Origin of the sequence: Vibrio kagoshimensis, from assembly GCF_050337535.1 — a bacterium.
In the GTDB taxonomy this organism is placed as follows: domain Bacteria; phylum Pseudomonadota; class Gammaproteobacteria; order Enterobacterales; family Vibrionaceae; genus Vibrio; species Vibrio gallaecicus.
In genome coordinates this window covers 213,686-234,032 of sequence record NZ_JAKJSZ010000006.1, presented here as the reverse complement: position 1 = coordinate 234,032, position 20,347 = coordinate 213,686, and the positions used below count along the sequence as shown (strand labels likewise).

The window sequence follows — 20,347 nt, the reverse complement described above, 5'->3', positions numbered from 1 at the left end:
ACCAATAGACCCAGTTAAATATATAACCTCAATTTATCACTCGATAGTGAAGTATCATTGTGCTTATTTTATATATGGTTTGATATACTCATTGATTAAGTCATACATCACACTTACAAACCAACATATTCAGGAAATACCCAATGTCTGTATGCCCCTGTGGTAGTGCTAAACACTATCAACAATGCTGCGAAATTGCCCATAATGACCATGCTAAAGTAACTTCTCCAGAACAGTTAATGCGCTCTCGTTATTCTGCACACGTGTTTGGTTTAGTTGATTACGTAATCACTACCTACCACCCTAGTTGCAATGCAGAAGCGCAAAGAACAGGTATTGCCGAGTCGATCGACAGCGACTGGGCAGGTTTAGAAGTCATTGATACAACCAAAGGATCTCATGAGAACGAAGGCTTTGTTGAGTTTAAAGCTTACTTCAACGACGGTACCGAACAGTTTTGCATGCAAGAACGTTCGCGTTTTGTTCGTGAGGATGGTCTTTGGTATTACATTGATGGCACCTTCCCTGAACAAGAAGAAAATCAACAACCTGAAATTGATCCACGCTTAAACCAAACCATTGAAAGCTTTAAAATTGGTCGTAATGACCCATGTATTTGCGGGAGTGATAAGAAATATAAAAAGTGTTGCGGATAAAGATATCCAATTCGATTAACTAAGCTTACCGTCACTTAATTTCGCCACTTCGTACAAAATAAAAAGGCTTCCATTCGGAAGCCTTTTTCATTAAAGATAATTATTCTCAGAACACTGACTATTTGTGGCGTTCTTTAAGCTTATTGATTACATCATCCATAGACAAACCTTGGTCTTGTAGCAGTACCATAAGGTGGTAAATCAAGTCAGCAGACTCACAAACTAATTCCGCCTTATCGCCCGACGTCGCCGCAAGCGCAACTTCAACGCCTTCTTCACCCACTTTCTGCGAAATACGCTTGGTGCCACGGGCATATAAACTGGCAGTATAAGAAGATTCAGGGTCGGCGTCCTTGCGGGCAGCCAGTAGCTGCTCAAGTTGATGAAGCCAGACCATTTGTGTTTCTTCTTGCTTATCACCATCCCAGCATGTTGTTGTTCCTGTGTGGCAAGTGGGTCCAATCGGATTGACCTTAACGAGTAAAGTATCGTTGTCACAATCTAAAGAGATGTTAGCTAACTGAAGAACATTTCCTGAAGTTTCACCTTTAGTCCATAAGCGCTCTTTTGTTCGAGAGAAGAACGTCACTTGACCGGTTTCACCTGTTTTCTCAAGTGCTGCTGGGTTCATGTATCCCATCATCAGCACTTGGCTAGATTGGTAATCTTGAACAATAGCTGGCACTAAGCCACCCACTTTTTCCCAATCAATACGCTCTGACAATGCGCCTACTTCTGTTTTTGATAAGCTTACGGGTTCAAAACTCATAGTCGCACCTCTACATCTTGTTGTTTTAAATACTGTTTAAGTTCACCAATATTGATGACTTGTTTGTGGAATACCGAAGCCGCAAGTGCTCCATCCACGTTGGTCTTTTTATAGGCTTCAGCAAAGTGTTCCATTGCACCTGCGCCACCTGACGCAATCAATGGAACATTGCATACTGAGCGAACCATGTTGAGTTGCTCGATATCGTAACCGTTACGGACACCATCTTGGTTCATCATGTTTAACACAATCTCACCTGCGCCACGCTTCTGTACTTCCTGCACCCAATCTTTGGTTTCCCATTTGGTTGCTTTAGTACGCGCTTCATCGCCAGTGAATTGGTAAACCTGATATTTACCGGTTTCTTTATCGAAGTATGAATCGATACCAACAACGATACACTGCACGCCGAACTTATCAGCAAGGTCAGTGATCAGTTGCGGATTAGCCAATGCCGGTGAGTTGATTGACACTTTATCAGCACCAAACTCAAGAATACGCGCAGCATCTTCCGCTGATTTAATACCACCAGCCACGCAGAATGGAATATCAATCACTTCTGCTACGCGCTTCACCCAGCTTTTATCGACCACACGACCATCGCTTGATGCTGTGATATCGTAAAATACTAACTCATCAGCGCCCTCTTCTGCGTAGCGTTGTGCTAGCGGAACGATGTCACCAATAATTTCGTGGTTACGGAACTGAACGCCCTTCACCACTTGTCCATCACGGACATCCAAACAAGGGATTATTCGCTTTGCCAACATGCAAATGCCTCCTCTGCGGTGAATTTACCATCCAGTAACGCGCGCCCCACTATCACACCAGCAACACCGCTGCCTTTCAGAGCTTCGATATCAGCTAGGCTGCCAATGCCACCAGATGATTGGAATTGCACTTGTGGGTACTGCTTACAAAGGTCAACGTAGAGTTCTACGTTTGATCCCTCTAACGTACCATCACGTGAAATATCAGTACACAGAACATGCTTAAGACCTACAGTTAGGTAGTCTTCAATCAGCGCTTCAATAGTCACGCCTGAATCTTCTTGCCAACCAGAAATTGCCACTTTACGTGTGCCGCTTTCGTCAATGTTAATGTCCAGAGCCAGTACAATTTTTTCAGCGCCGTATTTTTCCATCCAACCTTTCACAAGCTCTGGTTGCTTAACCGCAGTAGAGCCAACCACAACACGCTGCGCGCCAGCTTCTAGTAGGTCAACGACATCTTGTTCGTTGCGCACGCCACCACCAATCTGAATATTGGCAGGCGTGCTAGCCAGTAGCTTAGCAATCAAGTCTAACTGACGAGCCGTTGTGTCTTTTGCACCCGTTAAGTCAACAAGGTGCAGCCAACCAGCACCAGCTTGGTGATACAGATTAAACTGCTCTGCTGGGTCTACTTTGTATTCTGTTACTTGCCCGTAGTCCCCTTGGAATAAGCGAACTACTTGACCTTCAATTAAATCTAATGCGGGAATAATCATTTACATTCCTTATATGGCAACGTTAGCCGCTGCCTAATCCTTATTACAATTCCAAGAAGTTCTGAATCAGCTTAGAGCCAGCCTTTGAGGAGCGCTCGGGGTGGAACTGAACACCATAATAGTTGCCACTTTGCACTGCGGCAGTGAACGGATTACCGTAATCACATTGTGCGATGGTGTAGTCACCTACTGGCATTGCAAAACTGTGGACAAAGTAGAAATACTCGCCTTCTTCGATATCTTTAAATAGCGGGTGGTTAGGTGTTGCCGTTACTGTGTTCCAACCCATGTGTGGTAGGGGTAAATCGCCCGTTTCAAGTAAACGAACTTCACCATCACACAAGCCTAAACACTCAACTAACTCGTCAGCCTTTTGACCTTTCTCTTGAGACAATTTGCCTAGTAACTGCATACCTAAACAAATACCAAGTAGAGGCTTCTCCACTTGCTTCACAAGGGCGACAAGATCACGCTCTTGTAGGTTCTTCATTGCCTCACTAGCCGTGCCTACGCCTGGTAGGAAAAGCTTGTCTGCAGCAAGGACGACTTCTGGTTCTTTTGAAATATCAACCGCGTAACCCAAACGTTCAATGGCAAATTTCACTGATGAAACGTTGGCACAACCAGTATCAATAATGACTACTTTTTGCTCTTTCATTGTTTTTTCCTTGCTAACGTAAGCCTTACAGGACGCCTTTACTGCTTGGTAATTCATTACCTTCAACTTTAATTGCTTGGCGAAGAGTCCGACCAAACGCTTTAAATAAGCTCTCAATGATGTGGTGATCATTATTGCCAGCAGAAGAAAGGTGCAATGTACAAGCTAGTGTGTCGGTTAGAGAGCGGAAGAAGTGAACCACCATTTCAGTTGAAAGATCACCCACTTGTTCGCGGCTAAACTTAGCATCGAATTTCAAATACGGGCGACCAGAAAGATCTAGTGCACACTGAGCTAGACACTCATCCATTGGTAGGCTGAAACCAAAACGACCAATACCGCGTTTCTCACCAAGCGCATCTTTTAATGCCTGACCTAATGCTAATGCAGTATCTTCAATCGTGTGGTGATCATCAATGTGCAAATCACCCTTCACGGTCAGGTTCATTTGGAAGCCACCGTGCGTCGCAATTTGATCAAGCATGTGATCAAAGAAGCCCATACCAGTGTCAATTTTGTTGCCGCCAGTTTCATCAAGGTTTACTGCTACTTTGATGTCGGTTTCTTTAGTCGTGCGTACCACTTCAGCAACACGAGCGTTAACCGTCAGATCTTTAACAATTTGTGGCCAGTTAAGCGTACCATCCGTTTCTGCATCCGGGCCATATTGAATACCGCGGATTGCCATGTTCTCAGCTAATTGAAGATCAGTAATGCGATCACCAATCACAACAGATTTTTGGAAATCAACTTTTCCACCCTGAAGGTATTCTTTTACCATTCCAAGCTTAGGCTTACGGCAAGAGCAGTTATCTTCATCAAAGTGAGGACAAATCAGTACATCATCAAACTTAACACCTTGAGATTCAAAGAACTCCATCATCATATTGTGCGGAGCATCGAATTCATCTTGTGGGTAACTATCAGTACCTAAACCATCTTGATTAGTCACCATAACTAAGCGATACCCAGCGTCTTGTAGAGCCAGCAGGCTAGGGATAACTAACGGTTCAAATTTTAGTTTGTCTAAACGGTCCACTTGAAAATCAACGGGAGGCTCAACAATTAAGGTGCCATCTCGGTCAATGAAAAGTATTTTCTGTTGTTTACTCACTTGAACTTCCTTTTAATTTTAAATCTGTCGCCTAGCAAAAGTCGCTAGGTTAAATATTCTTTCTTATCAAACCTCACGGCTTAACATGTATCACTGATAAAAATTTCGAATAAATCCAAGTGTCTTTTCGCACTCTTCTCGATTACCAATGCTAATACGCACACAATTTTCTATTGGTGAATTACGTAGGATAATTCCGGTATCCCATGCTGCTTTAAATAAAGCATCGCCATCAGGGAATTTAACTAACAAATAATTACCCCAACCATCAAATACTGTTAATTGCGGCATACCGAGTAAACCCGCTTGTAAATAAGCTCGATTTGCACTCAAATCCAGAACTTGAAATTTCGCTCTAGCAAGCCCTGGTTCAGAAAGTGCTTGAATCGCAATATCCGCTACTGGAATTGGTACTGGGTAAGGCGCAATCACTTTCAATAAAACATCAATAAGTTCTTTATTGGCTAGCGTAAAACCGCAACGTAAACCAGCTAAAGCAAAAGCCTTTGACAGCGTTCGTAGAATGGCAAGGTTCGGGTATTGCTCAAGCAAATCAACAGTGGACGCTTCTGGGCAGAAGTCGATATACGCTTCATCCATCACGACAATCGCTTTATCTTGCGTCATTTCAAGCAATTTGATGATGTCTTTACGATCAACTAGATTGCCCGTTGGGTTATTTGGGCTACAAACGAAGACTACTTTTACATTATCTAGTTGTGCTTCTATAGCTGGAAGATCCAATTGCCATTCAGCCGTCAAAGGTACAACTTTACGTTCAACACCAATCGTCTCGGCACTAATTGCGTACATACCATAGGTTGGTGGGCAGTAGAGAATAGCGTCTTCATTCGGCTCACAGAAAGCTCGAATCAGTAATTCGATACCTTCATCAGCACCACGAGTTGTCAGTGTTTGTTCTGATTTAACACCTGCGTATTGAGCATAAGCATCAGTCAACTCTTTAGGCTGACATTCGCTGTAACGATTAAGACGAGACAAACTTAAGTTGTACTCGTTATCAAATGGAGATTCATTGGCATTTAGCCATACATCTCCGCTACCACCAATACGCCTTGCAGACAAGTAAGGTGTCAGCGCCTGAACTTGTTTTCTTGCTAACTTTTCCATGCCCAGCCCTTATTTCGCTTTATTTAACTTTTCAACTCGAATGGTCACAGCACGCTTGTGCGCATCCAAGCCTTCGGCTTCTGCCATAGTTACAACCGTTGGAGCTAATACTTTCAACCCATCTTCTGACAACTCTTGAACTGTCATTCGTTTAGAAAAATCAGCAAGCCCCAAACTAGAATACGTTTTTGTATAACCGTAAGTCGGTAAAACATGATTTGTGCCCGAAGCATAATCACCCGCAGATTCAGGAGACCAGTCACCAAGGAATATTGAACCCGCATTATCTAATAATGGTAATAACTCTCTTGGGTTCTTTGTTTGAACAATTAAGTGCTCAGGTCCATAGAAATTGGAAATCGCAACAGCTTGAGTAATAGATTCAGAAATAATAATCAGGCTTGAAGCTAGTGCTTGTTGAGCTATGTTTGCACGAGTTAACTCTTTCAACTGTTTCTGGACAGCTTCTGTAACTTGATCAGCAATAACAGGAGAAGGAGTCACTAGTACCACCTGAGAGTCAGGACCATGCTCAGCTTGGCTCAACAAATCAGCAGCGATAAAATCAGGGTCTGCCATTTCATCGGCGATCACCATAACTTCAGAAGGTCCGGCTGGCATATCGATAGCTGCACCTCGGAAATCGTTACTGACTTGTCTTTTCGCTTCAGTAACAAACGCGTTGCCTGGTCCGAAAATTTTATCAACTTTAGAGACACTCTCAGTGCCATAAGCCATTGAGGCAACAGCTTGAGCACCGCCCACGTTATAAACTTCATCAATTTTGCATAATTTGGCAACATACAAAATTTCATCAGCAATTGGTGGTGGTGAGCACAGTACGACTTTACGACACCCTGCTATTTGAGCAGGAACACCCAACATTAATACCGTTGAAGGGAGTGGTGCGCTTCCACCAGGAATATATAAGCCAACAGTATTGATTGCGCGAGTAATTTGCTCACACACCACACCAGGTTGGGTTTCTACACGTAATGGTTGAGGCTTTTGAGCTTCATGAAATTTAGCTATATTTTTATAAGCTTGCTCAAGCGCCAACTTCATTTCTTCACTCAAGCGTTCGCTGGCTTCTTCTATTTCAGAAGTGCTCACTCGAATAGACTCAGGAGTCACACGATCAAACTTTTCAGCCAGAGAAAATAAAGCAGCATCGCCTTCAGAGCGTACCTTAGCGACAATATCGGATACCGCTGCAGTGATATTTGCTCCTTCAGTAATCGCTGGACGCTCTAATACTGAGTCTTGTTGAGATTCACTTAAAGATTGCCATACAACGGTTCTCATTTTACTTACCCCATCATCTTTTCAATTGGCAGAACTAAGATTGAACTAGCACCAAGCTCTTTAAGCTGTTCCATTGTTTCCCAGAATAAATTTTCTGTACTTACAAGATGAACGGCAACTTTATCTTGGTCAGATGAAAGAGGAAGTACAGTTGGATCTTCTGCACCAGGTAGTAATGCTTTAATTTGTTCTAACTGGGAAGTCGGTGCGTGAAGCATGATGTATTTTGATTCTTTAGCTTGCTGTACGCCTTGCATACGAGTCAGAAGCTTTTCAATTAATGCCGTTTTATCTGCATCAAATTCACCCTGGCGCTGAATCAAAGTCGCTTTTGATTTAAAGATAACTTCCACTTCTTTCAGACCGTTGGCTTCAAGCGTTGCACCTGTTGAAACTAAATCTGCGATGGCATCAGAAAGACCTGCACGAGGGGCAACTTCAACTGAACCAGTTAACATACAAGCACTATAATCTACGCCCTGCTCATCCATGTAAGCTTTAAGTAGCTGCGGGTAAGTTGTTGCAATACGTTTACCGGCTAAGTCTTGAGGGCCGTTGTAATCTTCATCTTTATTGATCGCAATAGAGAGGCGACAACCACCAAAATCTAAACGGCGTAACGCTTCAAACTCACACGGTTCATTCAAAGCTTTACGATCTAGACGAACTTCTTCAAGTTCATTTTCTCCGATAAAACCAAGGTCCACTACACCATCCATGATCAAACCTGGGATATCGTCATCACGAACAAGTAACAAATCAATTGGCATATTTAGTGAATGAACAACAAGCTGCTCTCCCATGATGTTAAATTTAACACCACATTTTTTTAGTAAGTTTTGGCACTCTTTACTTAAGCGACCTTTCTTTTGAATTGCGATTCTTAGGCGTTGTGTCTGCATTGCTATATCCCTGTGCAAAATATTGAATTTATTGAATAATTTTAAATAGCTAAAACTAAAAAACCCTCGGGAGACTTTGTCATCCCGAGGGTTTAAATCTAAATTCTTTGACTTAACCTCCGGGAGTAAAATTGCTCCCGGGTATACGTAAACCTCCCCGAAAGACTAGATAGGGTGATGGTGATGATGAATGTTCATTACAAATTTACGCATAGTTATCAGCTCTTATGTTGTTTGCTGTCTTGTCTCCACACTAACTAAGGTGACACGCTTTTTCAACCATTTATTCTAAGTTTTTTCACTTAATTAAGAATAAACTTAACAAGCATAAAAAAAGGGAAGCTTCCGCCTCCCTTAACTGATTAATTTCTATTTAAGTATAAGCTTTTAATCTTATGCTTTGCTCCCGCAGTTTGCCATTTTGCAACGAGAGAAATACGCCAAGGCAAAACACACGGCAACAAAGGTTGCTGATGCTGCTGCAAATGAAATGGCAACTGACGCTGTCATACCTAGCGCAATAAAGCCTACACAAGAAACAAGAGCTACTGATAACGCATAAGGTAACTGCGTAGAAACGTGGTCAATATGATTACAACGAGCACCAGTAGAAGAAAGAATGGTCGTATCAGAAATTGGAGAACAGTGGTCACCAAAAACTGAACCAGCCAATACTGCACTTAGCATTGGTAGCATTAGCGCTAAATCTGTTGCACCTGCCATATCACCAGCGATTGGTAACATGATGCCAAATGTGCCCCATGAAGTACCTGTAGAGAAAGCCATTAAGCCAGCAAGTAAGAACAGGATAACAGGTAGCCAATGGTGGTCGATATTACCTTGCACTAATGAAGATAAGTAAGCGCCGGTTTTCATGTCGCCAATTACAGAACCAATCGTCCAAGCAAATACCAGAATCAAAATGGCGCCAAACATTGAACGAGCACCGATCCACATTGTTTTCACAATATCGATTGTTGGCAGCTTTTGCTTAAACACAGTACCAAGTGCTACAAGTAAACCTAAGATACCACCGTAAACAAGAGACTTGCCAACATCGGTATTTTCAAATGCGCCTAAAAGATTGAAAGCGATACCATCAGCCGCAAGTGCTTGACCACCCGTATACATCATTGCAGCAACGGTTGCGACAATCAAAGAAACGATCGGCATCACTAGATCAGCAACAGAACCTGTTTCACTTTCTTCAATGTCTAGCTCTTCATTAAGATCTCTTGCATCTTTATTGTTGCTTTCATCGCCATCAAAACCTCGACCTTGCGAAGCTTCAATCTCGTGATCACGCATTTTGCCGACATCTAGACCAAACCAAGCAACAGCAAAGACCATCAGTAAAGCAAATACTGCATAGAAGTTCATTGGGATAAGTCGAATGTAAGCGCCAAGAGCTGAGTACTCAGTCATACCATGAGTGACTAAGATGCCACCAATGATTGTCATGATGTAAGCACCCCAGCTTGATGCTGGCATTAGTACACACATTGGAGCCGCTGTAGAATCTAAAATATAAGCTAGCTTCGCACGGGATACATAAAAGCGGTCTGTCACTGGGCGTGAAATGGCACCAACCGCTAAACTATTAAAGTAGTCATCAACAAAGATGAACACACCTAAGAAAGCCGCTAGCAATTTAGAGCCACGTTTACTTTTTACTCGTGATTGAGCCCATTCAGCAAAAGCGCGTGTGCCACCGGATAACGTCAGTAATGCCGTCATCATACCCAATAGTAACAAGAACGCGACAATACTCATGTTCCAAGTATTAATTCCGCCATCTTCAATAAAGACACCAGAAACTTTTGTTCCAATATAGCCAGCAGCATTACCTAACGAGTAATCAGCTAATAAAAGCGCACCCATGACAATACCAACACCTAACGAGACAAGTACTCGACGTGTGATGATAGCAAGGCTCAAAGCCACAATGGGCGGAAGCAAAGAAAGAGGAGATGTTGCAAAATCTATTAAATTCATGATCTTCAAAAACCAGTTTATTATTTGGCTAGAGATCTACTGCAGATGACTTTGATAACAGCTTATCAAAGTCATGTTGAACTAAGCGAAAGGGAAGTGAACACTTCACCCAACCCCACAGTAGCGCTCCATAGTTTAAAATTAAGACTATGGCAGTGTTGTACCTATTGAGCACAACCCCAGCAAATTGCTTAGATATACAATTTACTTCGGCAATTAGACCTTTCATTTTTGTTCATTGGCATCACCCCAACAAAAATTACTTTTTATAATTGCACCTCTACGTGCGACGACATTATCCACTATTGTCACTATAATTTAACAATAATATTACTAAGCTATCGCATCAGGTAGCCGCAATTGTACTCATAGAGATAAACATTGCAACATATCATTCTAAGAAAGTTCAATTGAAAGCTACCTTCTATCTTGAACCAATCAATAAAGTGACTCAGGTAAATATTCCACTAATTACATATATAAGAAAGCTGTTTCAATTTATATATACATATTATTTTTACCTATAATATTCACTTATCAAAATTCAGTTATTCTTATTCGTTTTGTGTGTTTTAAAATAGATTTAATTACTTATTAAATGAAATATTATTTGTTTTATTTTAAACCACTGTTTATTATTAGGTAGTTAAATAAAATCATCTTGATGGGAAATATCATGTCAGAATTAACTAAAACTCTATTAAATATTCGTAGCCTCCGTGCATTCTCTCGTGAATTAACTCTTGAGCAATTAGAAGAAGCACTAGATAAACTAACTACAGTAGTTCAAGAGCGTCAAGAATCTGAAGCTGAAGAACGTGCAGCAAAAGCTGAACAAGAAGCAAAATTAGCAGCAATTGCAGAACAAATAGCAAAAGATGGTATTGATGTGGCAGATCTAATTGCAGCACTTTCTGGTGAAACTAAATCTAAAGGCCCGAAAGCAAAGCGTGCACCACGTCCTGCAAAATATAAATATGTAGATACAAACGGTGAAGAGAAGACTTGGACTGGTCAAGGTCGTACTCCTTCAGCTATCCAAGACTTACTTAACTCTGGAAAGTCTCTTGAAGATTTCGCTATCTAATTAATGTTTAATTGGTTTAAATAATAAAAAGGCTCCTACTAGGAGCCTTTTTTGTTTTTTCACCTGTATCAGGTAGTTATATTTAGAATATATACTCTACCTTTCCCAGTATGCTTCTTCCAAACTGTCTTCTCGTTCCGGCAAGCCTCTAGATAAACGAGGTGAATGTTGAACTAATACCTCATAACTTGCTCGGTTTGAATATTTACAAACTTGGGAAAATGATGAGTAAGTTAAATATGAATGCTGATGCTTGCTCGAATTAGGTACATTCGATTTATGATATTTATTCGCCGCCATATCATGAAGCAATGCAGATAATGCTGCATCACCCGCCCCATTAGTATTCTTAATTTTCTCGGGTCCACCCATATAAGGTGCAATATGCGAATAAACTTTAATTGGGTTTAAACATGAATCCTTATGAGCTGGTCGACTAAATTCATAACGGTTAAATTCAGCAATAGAACCTGGTAATAAAGGCAAAGAAGTTTCACGCTTTGCTGAATCTTCCGTGTAACCAGCCATAAATAAGCCAACAGGACCCGCTGTACATAAAACCAAATCAACAAGATCCAAGGCTTTATCCGATGCGGCAAGGGGATCACTTTCACCAGTTAATGCTTCAGCTTCATCCTCATTCATCGCAACAACGCTCACATGTTGCTCTAGAAAGTCTTTCCAAAAATCAGGATCATCTTGAATAACAAATTTAGTACCTAAAGTTAGAACAACAGGTACATCGTATTTTTTGGCGTACTCAATTGCTTGCATTGTCGCTTCCGGCATTGGATCACCAGGTTTACAACGAACCAAATATGCAGTTAAAACCAAAGCAGATGCATTTTTGAATATTTTCTCTGGAATGGTTTCGGGTTGAAGCTGATTCATTTGACCTTCGCTGATTGCAAAAGTACGTTCACCATCTTCTGTTATTAAAGCAAAACAACGACCAATGGCACCATCCACCCCTTGTAAATGGTTCAGATCCATTCTGCTTGATGTATTACATAAATAGCGGTAACCGTAACTGCCAATTTTAATATCTTGGCTCATTACACCCAATAGTGTTGAACGGTCATCCGCCAATACTGAGTAGTTGTGTAATGTATTACCAATTGTTCCACCTGCATATTCATTGGTAATTAAACAGCTCTCTTTAAGCTCTTGGTATAATGCTTCAGCTGACTTGTCATCAATAACAAGTGAGTGCCCTTTGCTTAGACCATACTTTTCAATGAGGTCAGTACTCACCTTAGCTTCAATATCAACCAATGTTTGGTCAATACCGATAATATGCGTACGAGACATTTTCTTACTTTCATGCGCTTGGCTTACTAGCGGATCACGAGCATGAACAGGAAAATAATGCTTTGATTTACGTTGTCCAGGAAATTTCATAGGGTCAGTCTAAGTCAAGGGGGAAATAGGGGGCGGATTTTACCGCGCTATATTTAACGCGGCAATCTTTGAAACTATAGCAAACGTTTGCTCGATGTTTTTTTTATTCACCTTCCATGAAGCTTAAATCTGGTAGCATATCTAAATGCTCTTTATAGCGTTTTTGATTGAACTCAGCGCCATTTTTCATTACATCGAACACTTCAATAGCAAGTGCACACGCCATCGCAGCAATTGCATCTTCACGGGGTGTCCCTGTCATCATTAATCGCATCAACGTTTCTTTTACTGTAACTGGCTGGCCGTCTTCTAATTGATTTTCAATAATTTCAATTAACTGCTCTTCTTGCATAAATTCGTTTTGTTCAGACATTTTTTCATCTCAGGTCTTGGATTTCGTGCGACTATGCCACATATACTTCTGACATCCTAGCGAGTCACCTCGCCTCATGAGATTCCTCAAGAAAGTCAGCGCACTATTTGCGCAATTGAAACTGTGATTCTGGTCTCGGATCTGTCACGTTGTTTCTCTTTCTGATAGAATCTGCGACCAAGTAATTGTAACGGTGTTTAGACATGTCAGATATCAGCTCTGGAAACAGCGAAAAGAAAGTAATTGTCGGTATGTCCGGCGGTGTAGATTCGTCAGTATCGGCGTATCTTCTTCAGCAACAAGGCTATCAGGTAGAAGGCCTTTTCATGAAAAACTGGGAAGAAGACGATAACGAAGAATACTGCACAGCAGCTGAAGATCTTGCTGATGCACAAGCGGTATGTGACAAGTTAGGTATTCATCTACATACAATTAACTTTGCTGCAGAATATTGGGACAACGTATTCGAATATTTCCTAGAAGAATACAAAGCAGGTCGAACGCCTAACCCAGATATTCTTTGCAATAAAGAGATCAAATTCAAAGCATTCTTAGAGTTTGCGGATGAAGTGCTAGACGCAGACTACATTGCAATGGGTCATTACGTTCGCCGTACTTTCCCAACTCAAGAGCAACTAGATGCTGGCCAAAAACCAGAAATGCTACGTGGTCTTGATGGTAACAAAGACCAAAGCTACTTCTTATATACATTAAGCTCTGATCAAGTTGCTCGCAGCCTATTCCCTGTTGGTGAATTAGAGAAGCCTGAAGTGCGACGTATTGCTGAAGAGCAAGATTTGATCACGGCTAAGAAAAAAGACTCAACTGGTATCTGCTTTATCGGTGAACGTAAGTTTACTGAATTCTTAGGTAAGTACCTACCCGCTCAGCCAGGTAATATTGAGACACCAGAAGGTCAAGTTATTGGTCAACACCAAGGTCTTATGTACCACACTCTTGGTCAACGTAAAGGTCTACATATTGGCGGCACTAAAGGTGGTGGCGGTAATGAAGAACCATGGTTTGTTGGCGAAAAAGATTTAAAACGTAATGTGCTAATTGCTGTTCAAGGTAAAGATCACCCTCTTCTTAAGTCTGAAGGGTTAATTGCTTCGCAATTACATTGGGTCGACCGCGCAGCAATTACCGATGTTATGAAGTGCACGGTAAAAACACGTTACCGCCAAACTGATATTCCTTGTACAATCATCCCTATTGATGATGAGAATATTAAAGTCATTTTTGATGAGCCTCAAATTGCTGTGACACCAGGTCAATCAGCAGTATTTTATCAAGGTGAAGTTTGCCTTGGTGGCGGTATCATCGAAAAACGCATCTAATACAATAATTCAACAAGGAGTTACTACGTGGCTAATACACTTTATGACCGCACCATTGCGTTTGCTGGAATATGCCAAGCTGTGGCATTGGTTCAACAAGTTGCGAAAGACGGTCACTGTGATAACGATGCCTTCGAAGCCTCTCTAAATGCGATTTTAAATATTAACCCAGTCAATACTGTGGGTGTATTTGGTCGTGAAGCGAACCTAAAGCTAGGCTTAGAATGCCTGGTAAAAGGGATTGATAGTACTCCTGCAGGTAGTGACATTACCCGCTATATTATTAGCTTAATGGCGCTAGAGCGTAAACTTTCGGGTCGCAATGATGCGATGTCTCAACTGGGTGATCGTATTCAAATGGTTGAGCGACAAGTTGAGCACTTTGACTTATTTGACGAGCAAATGCTCAGTAATCTTGCAAGCATCTATTTAGACGTTGTCAGTCCAATAGGCCCTCGAATTCAAGTTTCTGGAACACCTTCAGTGTTACAGCAGACTGCCAGCCAGCATAAAGTAAGAGCTTTGCTTCTTTCTGGTATCCGAAGTGCTGTACTTTGGCGCCAAGTTGGCGGCAAACGTCGCCACCTTATTTTTGGTCGTAAGAAAATGATCGAGCAAGCTCAGATCCTTTTAGCAAGAATTTAATTTTTAGCTCGCTTAATTGCGAGCTTCTTTATTTCCCCCTAACTTATTTAAATATCTAGGAGATTCACATGGAATTGTCAGCATTAACTGCTGTGTCACCTGTAGACGGTCGCTACGGAAGTAAAACAATTTCTCTACGCAGTATTTTTAGTGAGTACGGCTTACTAAAGTACCGTACTGTTGTTGAAGTTCGCTGGCTTCAAAAATTAGCTGAAACGCAATCGATTGCGGAAGTGGCTACTCTAAGCGCAGAAGCGAACCAATTCTTAGATAACATCGCTGCTAACTTCAGCGAAGAAGATGCAATGCGTATCAAGGAAATTGAACGCACAACAAACCACGATGTAAAAGCAGTGGAATACTTTCTAAAAGAGAAAGTAGCAGACGTTCCTGAACTTCACGCGATTAATGAATTCATTCACTTCGCTTGTACTTCAGAAGATATCAACAATACTTCGCACGCACTTATGCTTAAAGAAGCTCGCGATACTGTTATTCTTCCTGAAATTCGCAACGTTATTGATGCGATTAAGGCACTGGCTTCAGAATACCGCGATATTCCTCTTCTTTCTCGTACACACGGTCAACCAGCTTCCCCATCTACTATGGGTAAAGAAATGGCGAACGTTGCGTACCGTATGGAACGTCAATTCAAGCAAATCGAAAGCGTTGAGATTCTAGCGAAAATCAACGGTGCAGTAGGTAACTACAATGCTCACCTATCTGCTTATCCTGAAGTTGATTGGCACCAATTTAGCGAAGAGTTCATCACTGAATCTCTTGGCGTAACTTGGAACCCATACACAACTCAAATCGAACCTCACGATTACATCGCTGAGCTTTTTGACGCAATTGCACGTTTCAACACGATCCTTCTAGACTTCGACCGTGACGTTTGGGGTTATATTGCTCTAGGTCACTTCAAGCAGAAGACTATTGCCGGTGAAATTGGCTCTTCAACAATGCCGCACAAAGTTAACCCAATTGACTTCGAAAACTCTGAAGGCAACCTTGGTCTAGCTAATGCAATGTTCAGCCACCTTGCACAAAAACTTCCAGTATCTCGCTGGCAGCGTGACCTTACTGACTCTACAGTTCTTCGTAACTTAGGTGTTGGTGTGGGCTACGCTATCATTGCTTACACTTCAACTCTGAAGGGTATTAGCAAGCTAGAAGTTAACCGTGAAGCACTACTTGCTGAGCTAGACAAAAACTGGGAAGTATTGGCAGAACCAGTACAAACCGTTATGCGTCGTTACGGCATTGAAAAGCCATACGAGAAGCTTAAAGAGCTAACTCGTGGTAAGCGTGTAGACGGTGAAGGCATGCACGCATTCATCGATGGTCTTGAGATTCCAGAAGACGAAAAAGTTCGTTTAAAAGAGATGACGCCAGCTAACTACATCGGTCAAGCAATCGAGCTGACTGACAAGCTGTAAAATTCGACTTTCGAATAGTAATTTTCAAAGGCTTCCTATATGGAAGCCTTTTTGTTGCACTGGATAAACCGTATAAAAAGAACACTCTGATTAAAGAAGACAAAGTGCTTTTTCCTAGTTTACCCTACTCTCCTCAATCCATTTAATGGCGTAGCTTGCTGTAACCAAAGCCCGTACTCCTTGAATACTTGTTTTTTGGACGCCTAGAACAAAAAAGGCCTCCAGAAGGAAGCCTTTCAATTACATATTGTCGCCTAGTGACTGTAAATTACTAAATGATTACATGTTACGTAGAGACTCAATACGCTTATCTAACGGTGGGTGGCTCATTAGCAGCTCACTAAGTGACTTCTTACCATTGATACCAAACGCCATCATAGAGCCTTCTAGCTGTGGCTCATGACTGACCTTTAAACGCTCTAACGCAGCAATCATCTTCTCTTTACCCACTAATTGAGCTGCGCCAGCATCTGCATAGAATTCACGATGACGGCTGTACCACATAGTGATAAAACTAGCTAGGAAACCAAATACCAGTTCAAGGGCGATGGACACACCAAAGTAAACCATCATGTTGCTGCCACCTTCTTCCTCGTCATCGTTCGACGCAACAATATTCGCAATAAAGCGAGACAAGAAAATAACGAACGTATTCACAACACCTTGCATCAATGTCATCGTGATCATGTCACCGTTCGCAATATGGCTAACTTCATGCGCTAACACGGCTTCAGCTTCATCACGAGTCATGTTATGCAGTAGCCCCGTAGAAACTGCGACAAGTGAATCATCACGCTTTGCTCCCGTTGCAAATGCATTAATGTCTGGAGAGTCGTAAATCGCGACTGTCGGCATACCAATACCAACTTGCCCTGCTTGGCGACTCACTGTTTCCATTAACCAGTGTTCTGTTTCATTTCTAGGACTTTCAATGACCGAACCACCAACTGAACGTAATGCCATTTTTTTTGACATTAACAGTGAAATAAATGATCCACCAAAACCAAATACAGCAGCCATCACCAATAGTCCAGATAGGCTACCTGGCTGCATCCCCGTTACAGCATAAACAATATTCAATACAATACTTAGTACCAATACAACCGCTAGGTTGGTTGCAAGGAACAACATTACTCGCTTCATTACTTTTCTCCGCATGAAAGCTGTTTTTTATTAAAACTTATCGTTATAACAAGAAGACCACCAATTGGTAACACTCTCGAATATTTATTACTTATACATATAGTCTAAGATTTAGAAAACAAGGTTAAGCATTAAATTGCAACATTTGATTACGAGACTACATTCCATTAACTTTTGTCTATTAGACCTAAGTAGTATGGCGATGATAAAACAATCAGTCTAGAGTAGCAGCCATGTTAATGATTGGCTTGTCCATGTAATAAAAGGAAAGATCATGGCTGAAGGGAATAGCTTCCAAATGGCAATAGATTTACTATGCTGCCATTTAGGTATATCTGAAGAAGAAGCAAAAAAGCAGATTGGCGTTCAACCTACACAAGATATCCAAACACATATATCTGAAACCCAACAAGCACTAATGGGTTTAACTCAAGACAGATAATCCTATTAAAATGAAGGGTTCAACTTCAATTCTGACCCTTCATTTAACTTCCACGATTAGTCTAATCAAAATAATCTTTAGCCAACAAGTCACACTGTTCGCGCAATGCTTTAATAAAAGAATCTTGCTCTAAACCAATGGTATAAAACAAACTAAAAGGTACTTTGAAATCATTACAAAGTAAGCCCGTTTCTTTCTTTTGTATCACGCCCTTCCGCACACCATTTTCTGCCGTACGATTAGGAAGCAACGCCCACCCTTGCTCTTGAAGCAATTGCATGACTAGCTCGCTACTACTCACAACACGTGTACAGTAAGAGAATGCTTTTATAACTCCCTCTGCTTTTAACGCGTTTTCACTCAAATATTGAACTTCTAACTGCGCATCTTCAAGGTCAAACGTCGATTTAGCCGCCAACTTGGAATTCGACCCAACATATAACCCATAGTCGACATAGCCAAGATGTTGATAGTAGGCGGAGAACGTCAATGAGATTGAACCTTTTGTCGGGAAGAAAGCAAAGTCTAACTTTTCGTTTTTCAATTCCTCGAGCCCAACTTCACGGTTTCTTGCTAGCCAATTAATACTGACCAATGGAAAAGATTTTGCAGCCCATAACTCAATGTATTTCAAAAAATCAAAAGGAAAGTCAATGTCATAGCCGATATTGAAATGTGTTTTTGAATCGTTAAACAAAAACTTACTGATTTCTGCCAACTTACTATCTTGTCGAATGACTAAAATAGCATGCGGATAGAGCTTTTCTGCGGCAGGGGTTTCGACGGCTTTCCTCCCAACTATAATAAAAAGTTCGTAGCCTAAAGAGTCTTCGTAAGATTTAACCAATTCACGAATAGTCGTGCGGTCTTTGTTTAAACGGCGCCCCGCAGCACTAAACGAATGTTCCTCATAGACAGCGACAAAAGCTCGCAATTGTTCCAATGTATGCATACAACCTCTTGGACGTAAAACCCCATCATAAGTGGTTTTATAGAGTGCTAAAGTCCACTCATAATTACCAGAAGTATTTCTTACTTCTTACAGCTATGACTTCAAATAAAAGAACAATAAATTCAAACCTATTGGCACAATTTAATGCCCCAATTTTAAAGCAGCTCTTTGCTCTCGCACTCCCTATAACACTACAAAGTATCTTTTTTTCTAGCAAAGGAGTGATTGACCTAATCATGATTGGTCAATTGAGCGAAAATGATATCGCAGCCGCAGGAGTTGCAAGTAGAGCATTATTTGTGGCAACAATTATTATCTCAGGCGTAACCACTGCTGGAGCGATCTTAATTGCTCAATACTTTGGAAAAAAAGACCACCTAGGAACCAAAAGAGGGACTGCATTAACTTGGCTACTATCTAGTTTGCTCGCCTTAGTACCTTTTGCTGTTCTTGCGCTAGCAAGTACTCAGGTAATGGCGATATCATCTAATAATAATGAAGTTCAAGCTTTAGGCTCTCAATATCTTGTTGTTACAAGCTTTAGTTTATTGTGTATAGCATTTACCGGTAGCATCGCAGCTTACCTTCGCTCCATCCATCAAGCCTCAACCAGTCTATATTTGAGTAGTATTGGTATTATTCTCAATATTTTACTTAATTGGGTATTCATTTTTGGACACTTTGGCGCTCCACAAATGGGATTGAAAGGTGCGGCTATTGCCACATTAATCAGCAGCGTGCTCGAAGTTGTTATTACGATTATCTATCTAAAACTCAATAGATACGTAACCTTGTTTGACTCTTCCGATATCAAACAAGCTTTACAGTTCCCCTATATAAAGCAGATCACTTATTTGGCATTCCCTACCACCGTGAATTTTACGTTATGGGTAGGAGGTTTATTTGCCTATACCTCAATCATGGGACAGGCAAGCTCTGAAGGTTTGATTGTTTTATCTATCATTACACCGATTGAAGCATTATCGCTTAGCTTTTTGATCGGTATCGCCAACGCCTCTGCCGTTATTATTGGTAACCATATAGGCGCAAAAGATTTTGAGTCTGCCTACCACCACGCTATTGTTTTCAATGTAGTCGCGATTTTGGTTACCCTTTGCGTGTCTCTATCCTTATATGCAATCAAAGATAACGTTCTCGATCTCTTCACTTCAATAAGTACGACTACTAGAGATCTATCCAATAAGTTCTATCTAATTCTATGTATAGGAATTGTTTTGCGATCACTCCCAACCATGATGGTTGTTGGCGTGTTAAGAGCTGGGGGTGATGTAAAATTCTGCCTACATCAAGATCTACTCACCCAATGGTGTTTCGGTATTCCTTTGGCTGCGATAGGCGCTTTCTTAATAGGTTTAAACGCTGAATGGATCTTCGCTCTGTTTTTCTTGGAGACACTCTTCAAATGGTTTGCATGTATTCATCGGTTTAGAAGTAAAAAATGGCTGAACTACCTAGCCCAATAGCACACTTAATGTAAATAAAATT

The 20,347-nt window shown here is 41.2% G+C and carries 20 protein-coding genes, 1 riboswitch and 1 other annotated feature; of the genes, 7 read left to right on the top strand and 13 right to left on the bottom strand.

The features are described 5' to 3' along the window. Positions 1 to 143: 143 nt before the first annotated feature. On the top strand, positions 144 to 656 hold the full coding sequence (locus L4C37_RS07320; protein WP_137372988.1) for a YchJ family protein: 513 nt from the start codon (positions 144 to 146) through the stop codon (positions 654 to 656). 118 nt (positions 657 to 774) lie between these two features. Here the strand turns inward: L4C37_RS07320 and hisIE are convergent, their stop codons facing one another. The 9 genes from hisIE to L4C37_RS07275 all read right to left on the bottom strand — a co-directional run bounded on the left by hisIE (position 775) and on the right by L4C37_RS07275 (position 10,019). Then, complete coding sequence (hisIE, locus tag L4C37_RS07315) at positions 775 to 1,425, bottom strand: bifunctional phosphoribosyl-AMP cyclohydrolase/phosphoribosyl-ATP diphosphatase HisIE (protein WP_137372987.1); 651 nt, start codon at positions 1,423 to 1,425, stop codon at positions 775 to 777. Then, positions 1,422 to 2,195 (bottom strand): imidazole glycerol phosphate synthase subunit HisF, encoded by a 774-nt coding sequence (hisF, locus tag L4C37_RS07310; RefSeq protein ID WP_017109916.1) that lies wholly within the window; start codon positions 2,193 to 2,195, stop codon positions 1,422 to 1,424. Before hisF ends, hisIE begins: the two co-directional genes overlap by 4 nt. Then, positions 2,177 to 2,914 (bottom strand): 1-(5-phosphoribosyl)-5-[(5-phosphoribosylamino)methylideneamino]imidazole-4-carboxamide isomerase, encoded by a 738-nt coding sequence (gene hisA / locus L4C37_RS07305; RefSeq protein WP_012604374.1) that lies wholly within the window; start codon positions 2,912 to 2,914, stop codon positions 2,177 to 2,179. The genes hisF and hisA overlap by 19 nt, the downstream gene beginning before the upstream one ends. Before the next feature lie 43 nt (positions 2,915 to 2,957). Then, positions 2,958 to 3,572, bottom strand: coding sequence for an imidazole glycerol phosphate synthase subunit HisH (gene hisH, locus L4C37_RS07300; protein ID WP_137372986.1), 615 nt, complete (start codon positions 3,570 to 3,572; stop codon positions 2,958 to 2,960). A gap of 25 nt (positions 3,573 to 3,597) precedes the next feature. Beyond that, entirely contained in the window at positions 3,598 to 4,686 is a 1,089-nt protein-coding gene (gene hisB, locus L4C37_RS07295) for a bifunctional histidinol-phosphatase/imidazoleglycerol-phosphate dehydratase HisB (RefSeq protein ID WP_137372985.1), read from the bottom strand. 90 nt (positions 4,687 to 4,776) lie between these two features. Beyond that, positions 4,777 to 5,817, bottom strand: coding sequence for a histidinol-phosphate transaminase (gene hisC, locus L4C37_RS07290; RefSeq protein ID WP_137372984.1), 1,041 nt, complete (start codon positions 5,815 to 5,817; stop codon positions 4,777 to 4,779). 9 nt (positions 5,818 to 5,826) lie between these two features. Continuing rightward, positions 5,827 to 7,122, bottom strand: a complete 1,296-nt coding sequence (gene hisD, locus L4C37_RS07285; RefSeq protein ID WP_137372983.1) for a histidinol dehydrogenase — start codon at positions 7,120 to 7,122, stop codon at positions 5,827 to 5,829. A 5-nt stretch (positions 7,123 to 7,127) separates the two neighbouring features. Then, positions 7,128 to 8,024: an ATP phosphoribosyltransferase gene (gene hisG, locus L4C37_RS07280; RefSeq protein ID WP_137372982.1), complete on the bottom strand. Its 897-nt coding sequence runs from the start codon at positions 8,022 to 8,024 to the stop codon at positions 7,128 to 7,130. A 54-nt stretch (positions 8,025 to 8,078) separates the two neighbouring features. Then, positions 8,079 to 8,214: a sequence feature (His leader region), on the bottom strand. 203 nt (positions 8,215 to 8,417) lie between these two features. Further along, a complete protein-coding gene (locus L4C37_RS07275) occupies positions 8,418 to 10,019 on the bottom strand; it encodes a Na+/H+ antiporter NhaC family protein (RefSeq protein WP_429768249.1) in 1,602 nt (533 codons plus the stop codon). A 113-nt stretch (positions 10,020 to 10,132) separates the two neighbouring features. After that, positions 10,133 to 10,310: riboswitch (Lysine riboswitch) on the bottom strand. Between the two features lie 385 nt (positions 10,311 to 10,695). On the opposite strand from L4C37_RS07275, the gene L4C37_RS07270 reads away from it, so the two are divergent. Beyond that, entirely contained in the window at positions 10,696 to 11,106 is a 411-nt protein-coding gene (locus tag L4C37_RS07270) for an H-NS histone family protein (RefSeq protein WP_137372979.1), read from the top strand. A gap of 96 nt (positions 11,107 to 11,202) precedes the next feature. Here L4C37_RS07270 and L4C37_RS07265 read toward each other — a convergent pair whose 3' ends face one another. Beyond that, positions 11,203 to 12,507 (bottom strand): inosine/guanosine kinase, encoded by a 1,305-nt coding sequence (locus tag L4C37_RS07265; RefSeq protein WP_137372978.1) that lies wholly within the window; start codon positions 12,505 to 12,507, stop codon positions 11,203 to 11,205. A 103-nt stretch (positions 12,508 to 12,610) separates the two neighbouring features. Beyond that, positions 12,611 to 12,880, bottom strand: a complete 270-nt coding sequence (locus tag L4C37_RS07260) for a hypothetical protein (protein WP_137372977.1) — start codon at positions 12,878 to 12,880, stop codon at positions 12,611 to 12,613. A gap of 203 nt (positions 12,881 to 13,083) precedes the next feature. Between L4C37_RS07260 and mnmA the strand changes: the two genes are divergently transcribed. The 3 genes from mnmA to purB all read left to right on the top strand — a co-directional run bounded on the left by mnmA (position 13,084) and on the right by purB (position 16,304). After that, positions 13,084 to 14,220, top strand: coding sequence for a tRNA 2-thiouridine(34) synthase MnmA (gene mnmA / locus L4C37_RS07255; RefSeq protein ID WP_273295850.1), 1,137 nt, complete (start codon positions 13,084 to 13,086; stop codon positions 14,218 to 14,220). Between the two features lie 27 nt (positions 14,221 to 14,247). Further along, positions 14,248 to 14,865, top strand: coding sequence for a high frequency lysogenization protein HflD (hflD, locus tag L4C37_RS07250; RefSeq protein ID WP_137372975.1), 618 nt, complete (start codon positions 14,248 to 14,250; stop codon positions 14,863 to 14,865). Positions 14,866 to 14,933: 68 nt separating this feature from the next. Continuing rightward, positions 14,934 to 16,304: an adenylosuccinate lyase gene (gene purB, locus L4C37_RS07245; RefSeq protein WP_429768248.1), complete on the top strand. Its 1,371-nt coding sequence runs from the start codon at positions 14,934 to 14,936 to the stop codon at positions 16,302 to 16,304. A 279-nt stretch (positions 16,305 to 16,583) separates the two neighbouring features. On the opposite strand, the gene htpX is transcribed toward purB, so the two are convergent. Further along, entirely contained in the window at positions 16,584 to 17,447 is an 864-nt protein-coding gene (gene htpX / locus L4C37_RS07240) for a protease HtpX (protein ID WP_137372973.1), read from the bottom strand. Between the two features lie 274 nt (positions 17,448 to 17,721). Between htpX and L4C37_RS07235 the strand changes: the two genes are divergently transcribed. Next, positions 17,722 to 17,889, top strand: a complete 168-nt coding sequence (locus tag L4C37_RS07235) for a hypothetical protein (protein WP_167494016.1) — start codon at positions 17,722 to 17,724, stop codon at positions 17,887 to 17,889. Between the two features lie 61 nt (positions 17,890 to 17,950). Here the strand turns inward: L4C37_RS07235 and L4C37_RS07230 are convergent, their stop codons facing one another. Continuing rightward, positions 17,951 to 18,841 carry a LysR family transcriptional regulator gene (locus tag L4C37_RS07230; RefSeq protein ID WP_429768247.1) on the bottom strand — a complete coding sequence of 297 codons (891 nt, stop codon included), beginning with the start codon at positions 18,839 to 18,841 and terminating at the stop codon, positions 17,951 to 17,953. 95 nt (positions 18,842 to 18,936) lie between these two features. On the opposite strand from L4C37_RS07230, the gene L4C37_RS07225 reads away from it, so the two are divergent. After that, a complete protein-coding gene (locus L4C37_RS07225; RefSeq protein ID WP_429768270.1) occupies positions 18,937 to 20,325 on the top strand; it encodes an MATE family efflux transporter in 1,389 nt (462 codons plus the stop codon). The last annotated feature ends 22 nt before the right edge of the window (positions 20,326 to 20,347 follow it).

Coding starts and splice junctions, on each gene's coding strand:
- L4C37_RS07225 (WP_429768270.1), top strand. CDS start 18,937: ATGACTTCAAATAAAAGAACAATAAATTCAAACCTATTGGCACAATTT.
- L4C37_RS07320 (WP_137372988.1), top strand. CDS start 144: ATGTCTGTATGCCCCTGTGGTAGTGCTAAACACTATCAACAATGCTGC.
- hisA (WP_012604374.1), bottom strand. CDS start 2,914: ATGATTATTCCCGCATTAGATTTAATTGAAGGTCAAGTAGTTCGCTTA.
- L4C37_RS07265 (WP_137372978.1), bottom strand. CDS start 12,507: ATGAAATTTCCTGGACAACGTAAATCAAAGCATTATTTTCCTGTTCAT.
- L4C37_RS07260 (WP_137372977.1), bottom strand. CDS start 12,880: ATGTCTGAACAAAACGAATTTATGCAAGAAGAGCAGTTAATTGAAATT.
- hisC (WP_137372984.1), bottom strand. CDS start 5,817: ATGGAAAAGTTAGCAAGAAAACAAGTTCAGGCGCTGACACCTTACTTG.
- L4C37_RS07275 (WP_429768249.1), bottom strand. CDS start 10,019: ATGAATTTAATAGATTTTGCAACATCTCCTCTTTCTTTGCTTCCGCCC.
- purB (WP_429768248.1), top strand. CDS start 14,934: ATGGAATTGTCAGCATTAACTGCTGTGTCACCTGTAGACGGTCGCTAC.
- L4C37_RS07230 (WP_429768247.1), bottom strand. CDS start 18,841: ATGCATACATTGGAACAATTGCGAGCTTTTGTCGCTGTCTATGAGGAA.
- hisIE (WP_137372987.1), bottom strand. CDS start 1,425: ATGAGTTTTGAACCCGTAAGCTTATCAAAAACAGAAGTAGGCGCATTG.
- hisF (WP_017109916.1), bottom strand. CDS start 2,195: ATGTTGGCAAAGCGAATAATCCCTTGTTTGGATGTCCGTGATGGACAA.
- L4C37_RS07270 (WP_137372979.1), top strand. CDS start 10,696: ATGTCAGAATTAACTAAAACTCTATTAAATATTCGTAGCCTCCGTGCA.
- L4C37_RS07235 (WP_167494016.1), top strand. CDS start 17,722: ATGGCTGAAGGGAATAGCTTCCAAATGGCAATAGATTTACTATGCTGC.
- mnmA (WP_273295850.1), top strand. CDS start 13,084: ATGTCAGATATCAGCTCTGGAAACAGCGAAAAGAAAGTAATTGTCGGT.
- hisG (WP_137372982.1), bottom strand. CDS start 8,024: ATGCAGACACAACGCCTAAGAATCGCAATTCAAAAGAAAGGTCGCTTA.
- hisD (WP_137372983.1), bottom strand. CDS start 7,122: ATGAGAACCGTTGTATGGCAATCTTTAAGTGAATCTCAACAAGACTCA.
- hisH (WP_137372986.1), bottom strand. CDS start 3,572: ATGAAAGAGCAAAAAGTAGTCATTATTGATACTGGTTGTGCCAACGTT.
- htpX (WP_137372973.1), bottom strand. CDS start 17,447: ATGAAGCGAGTAATGTTGTTCCTTGCAACCAACCTAGCGGTTGTATTG.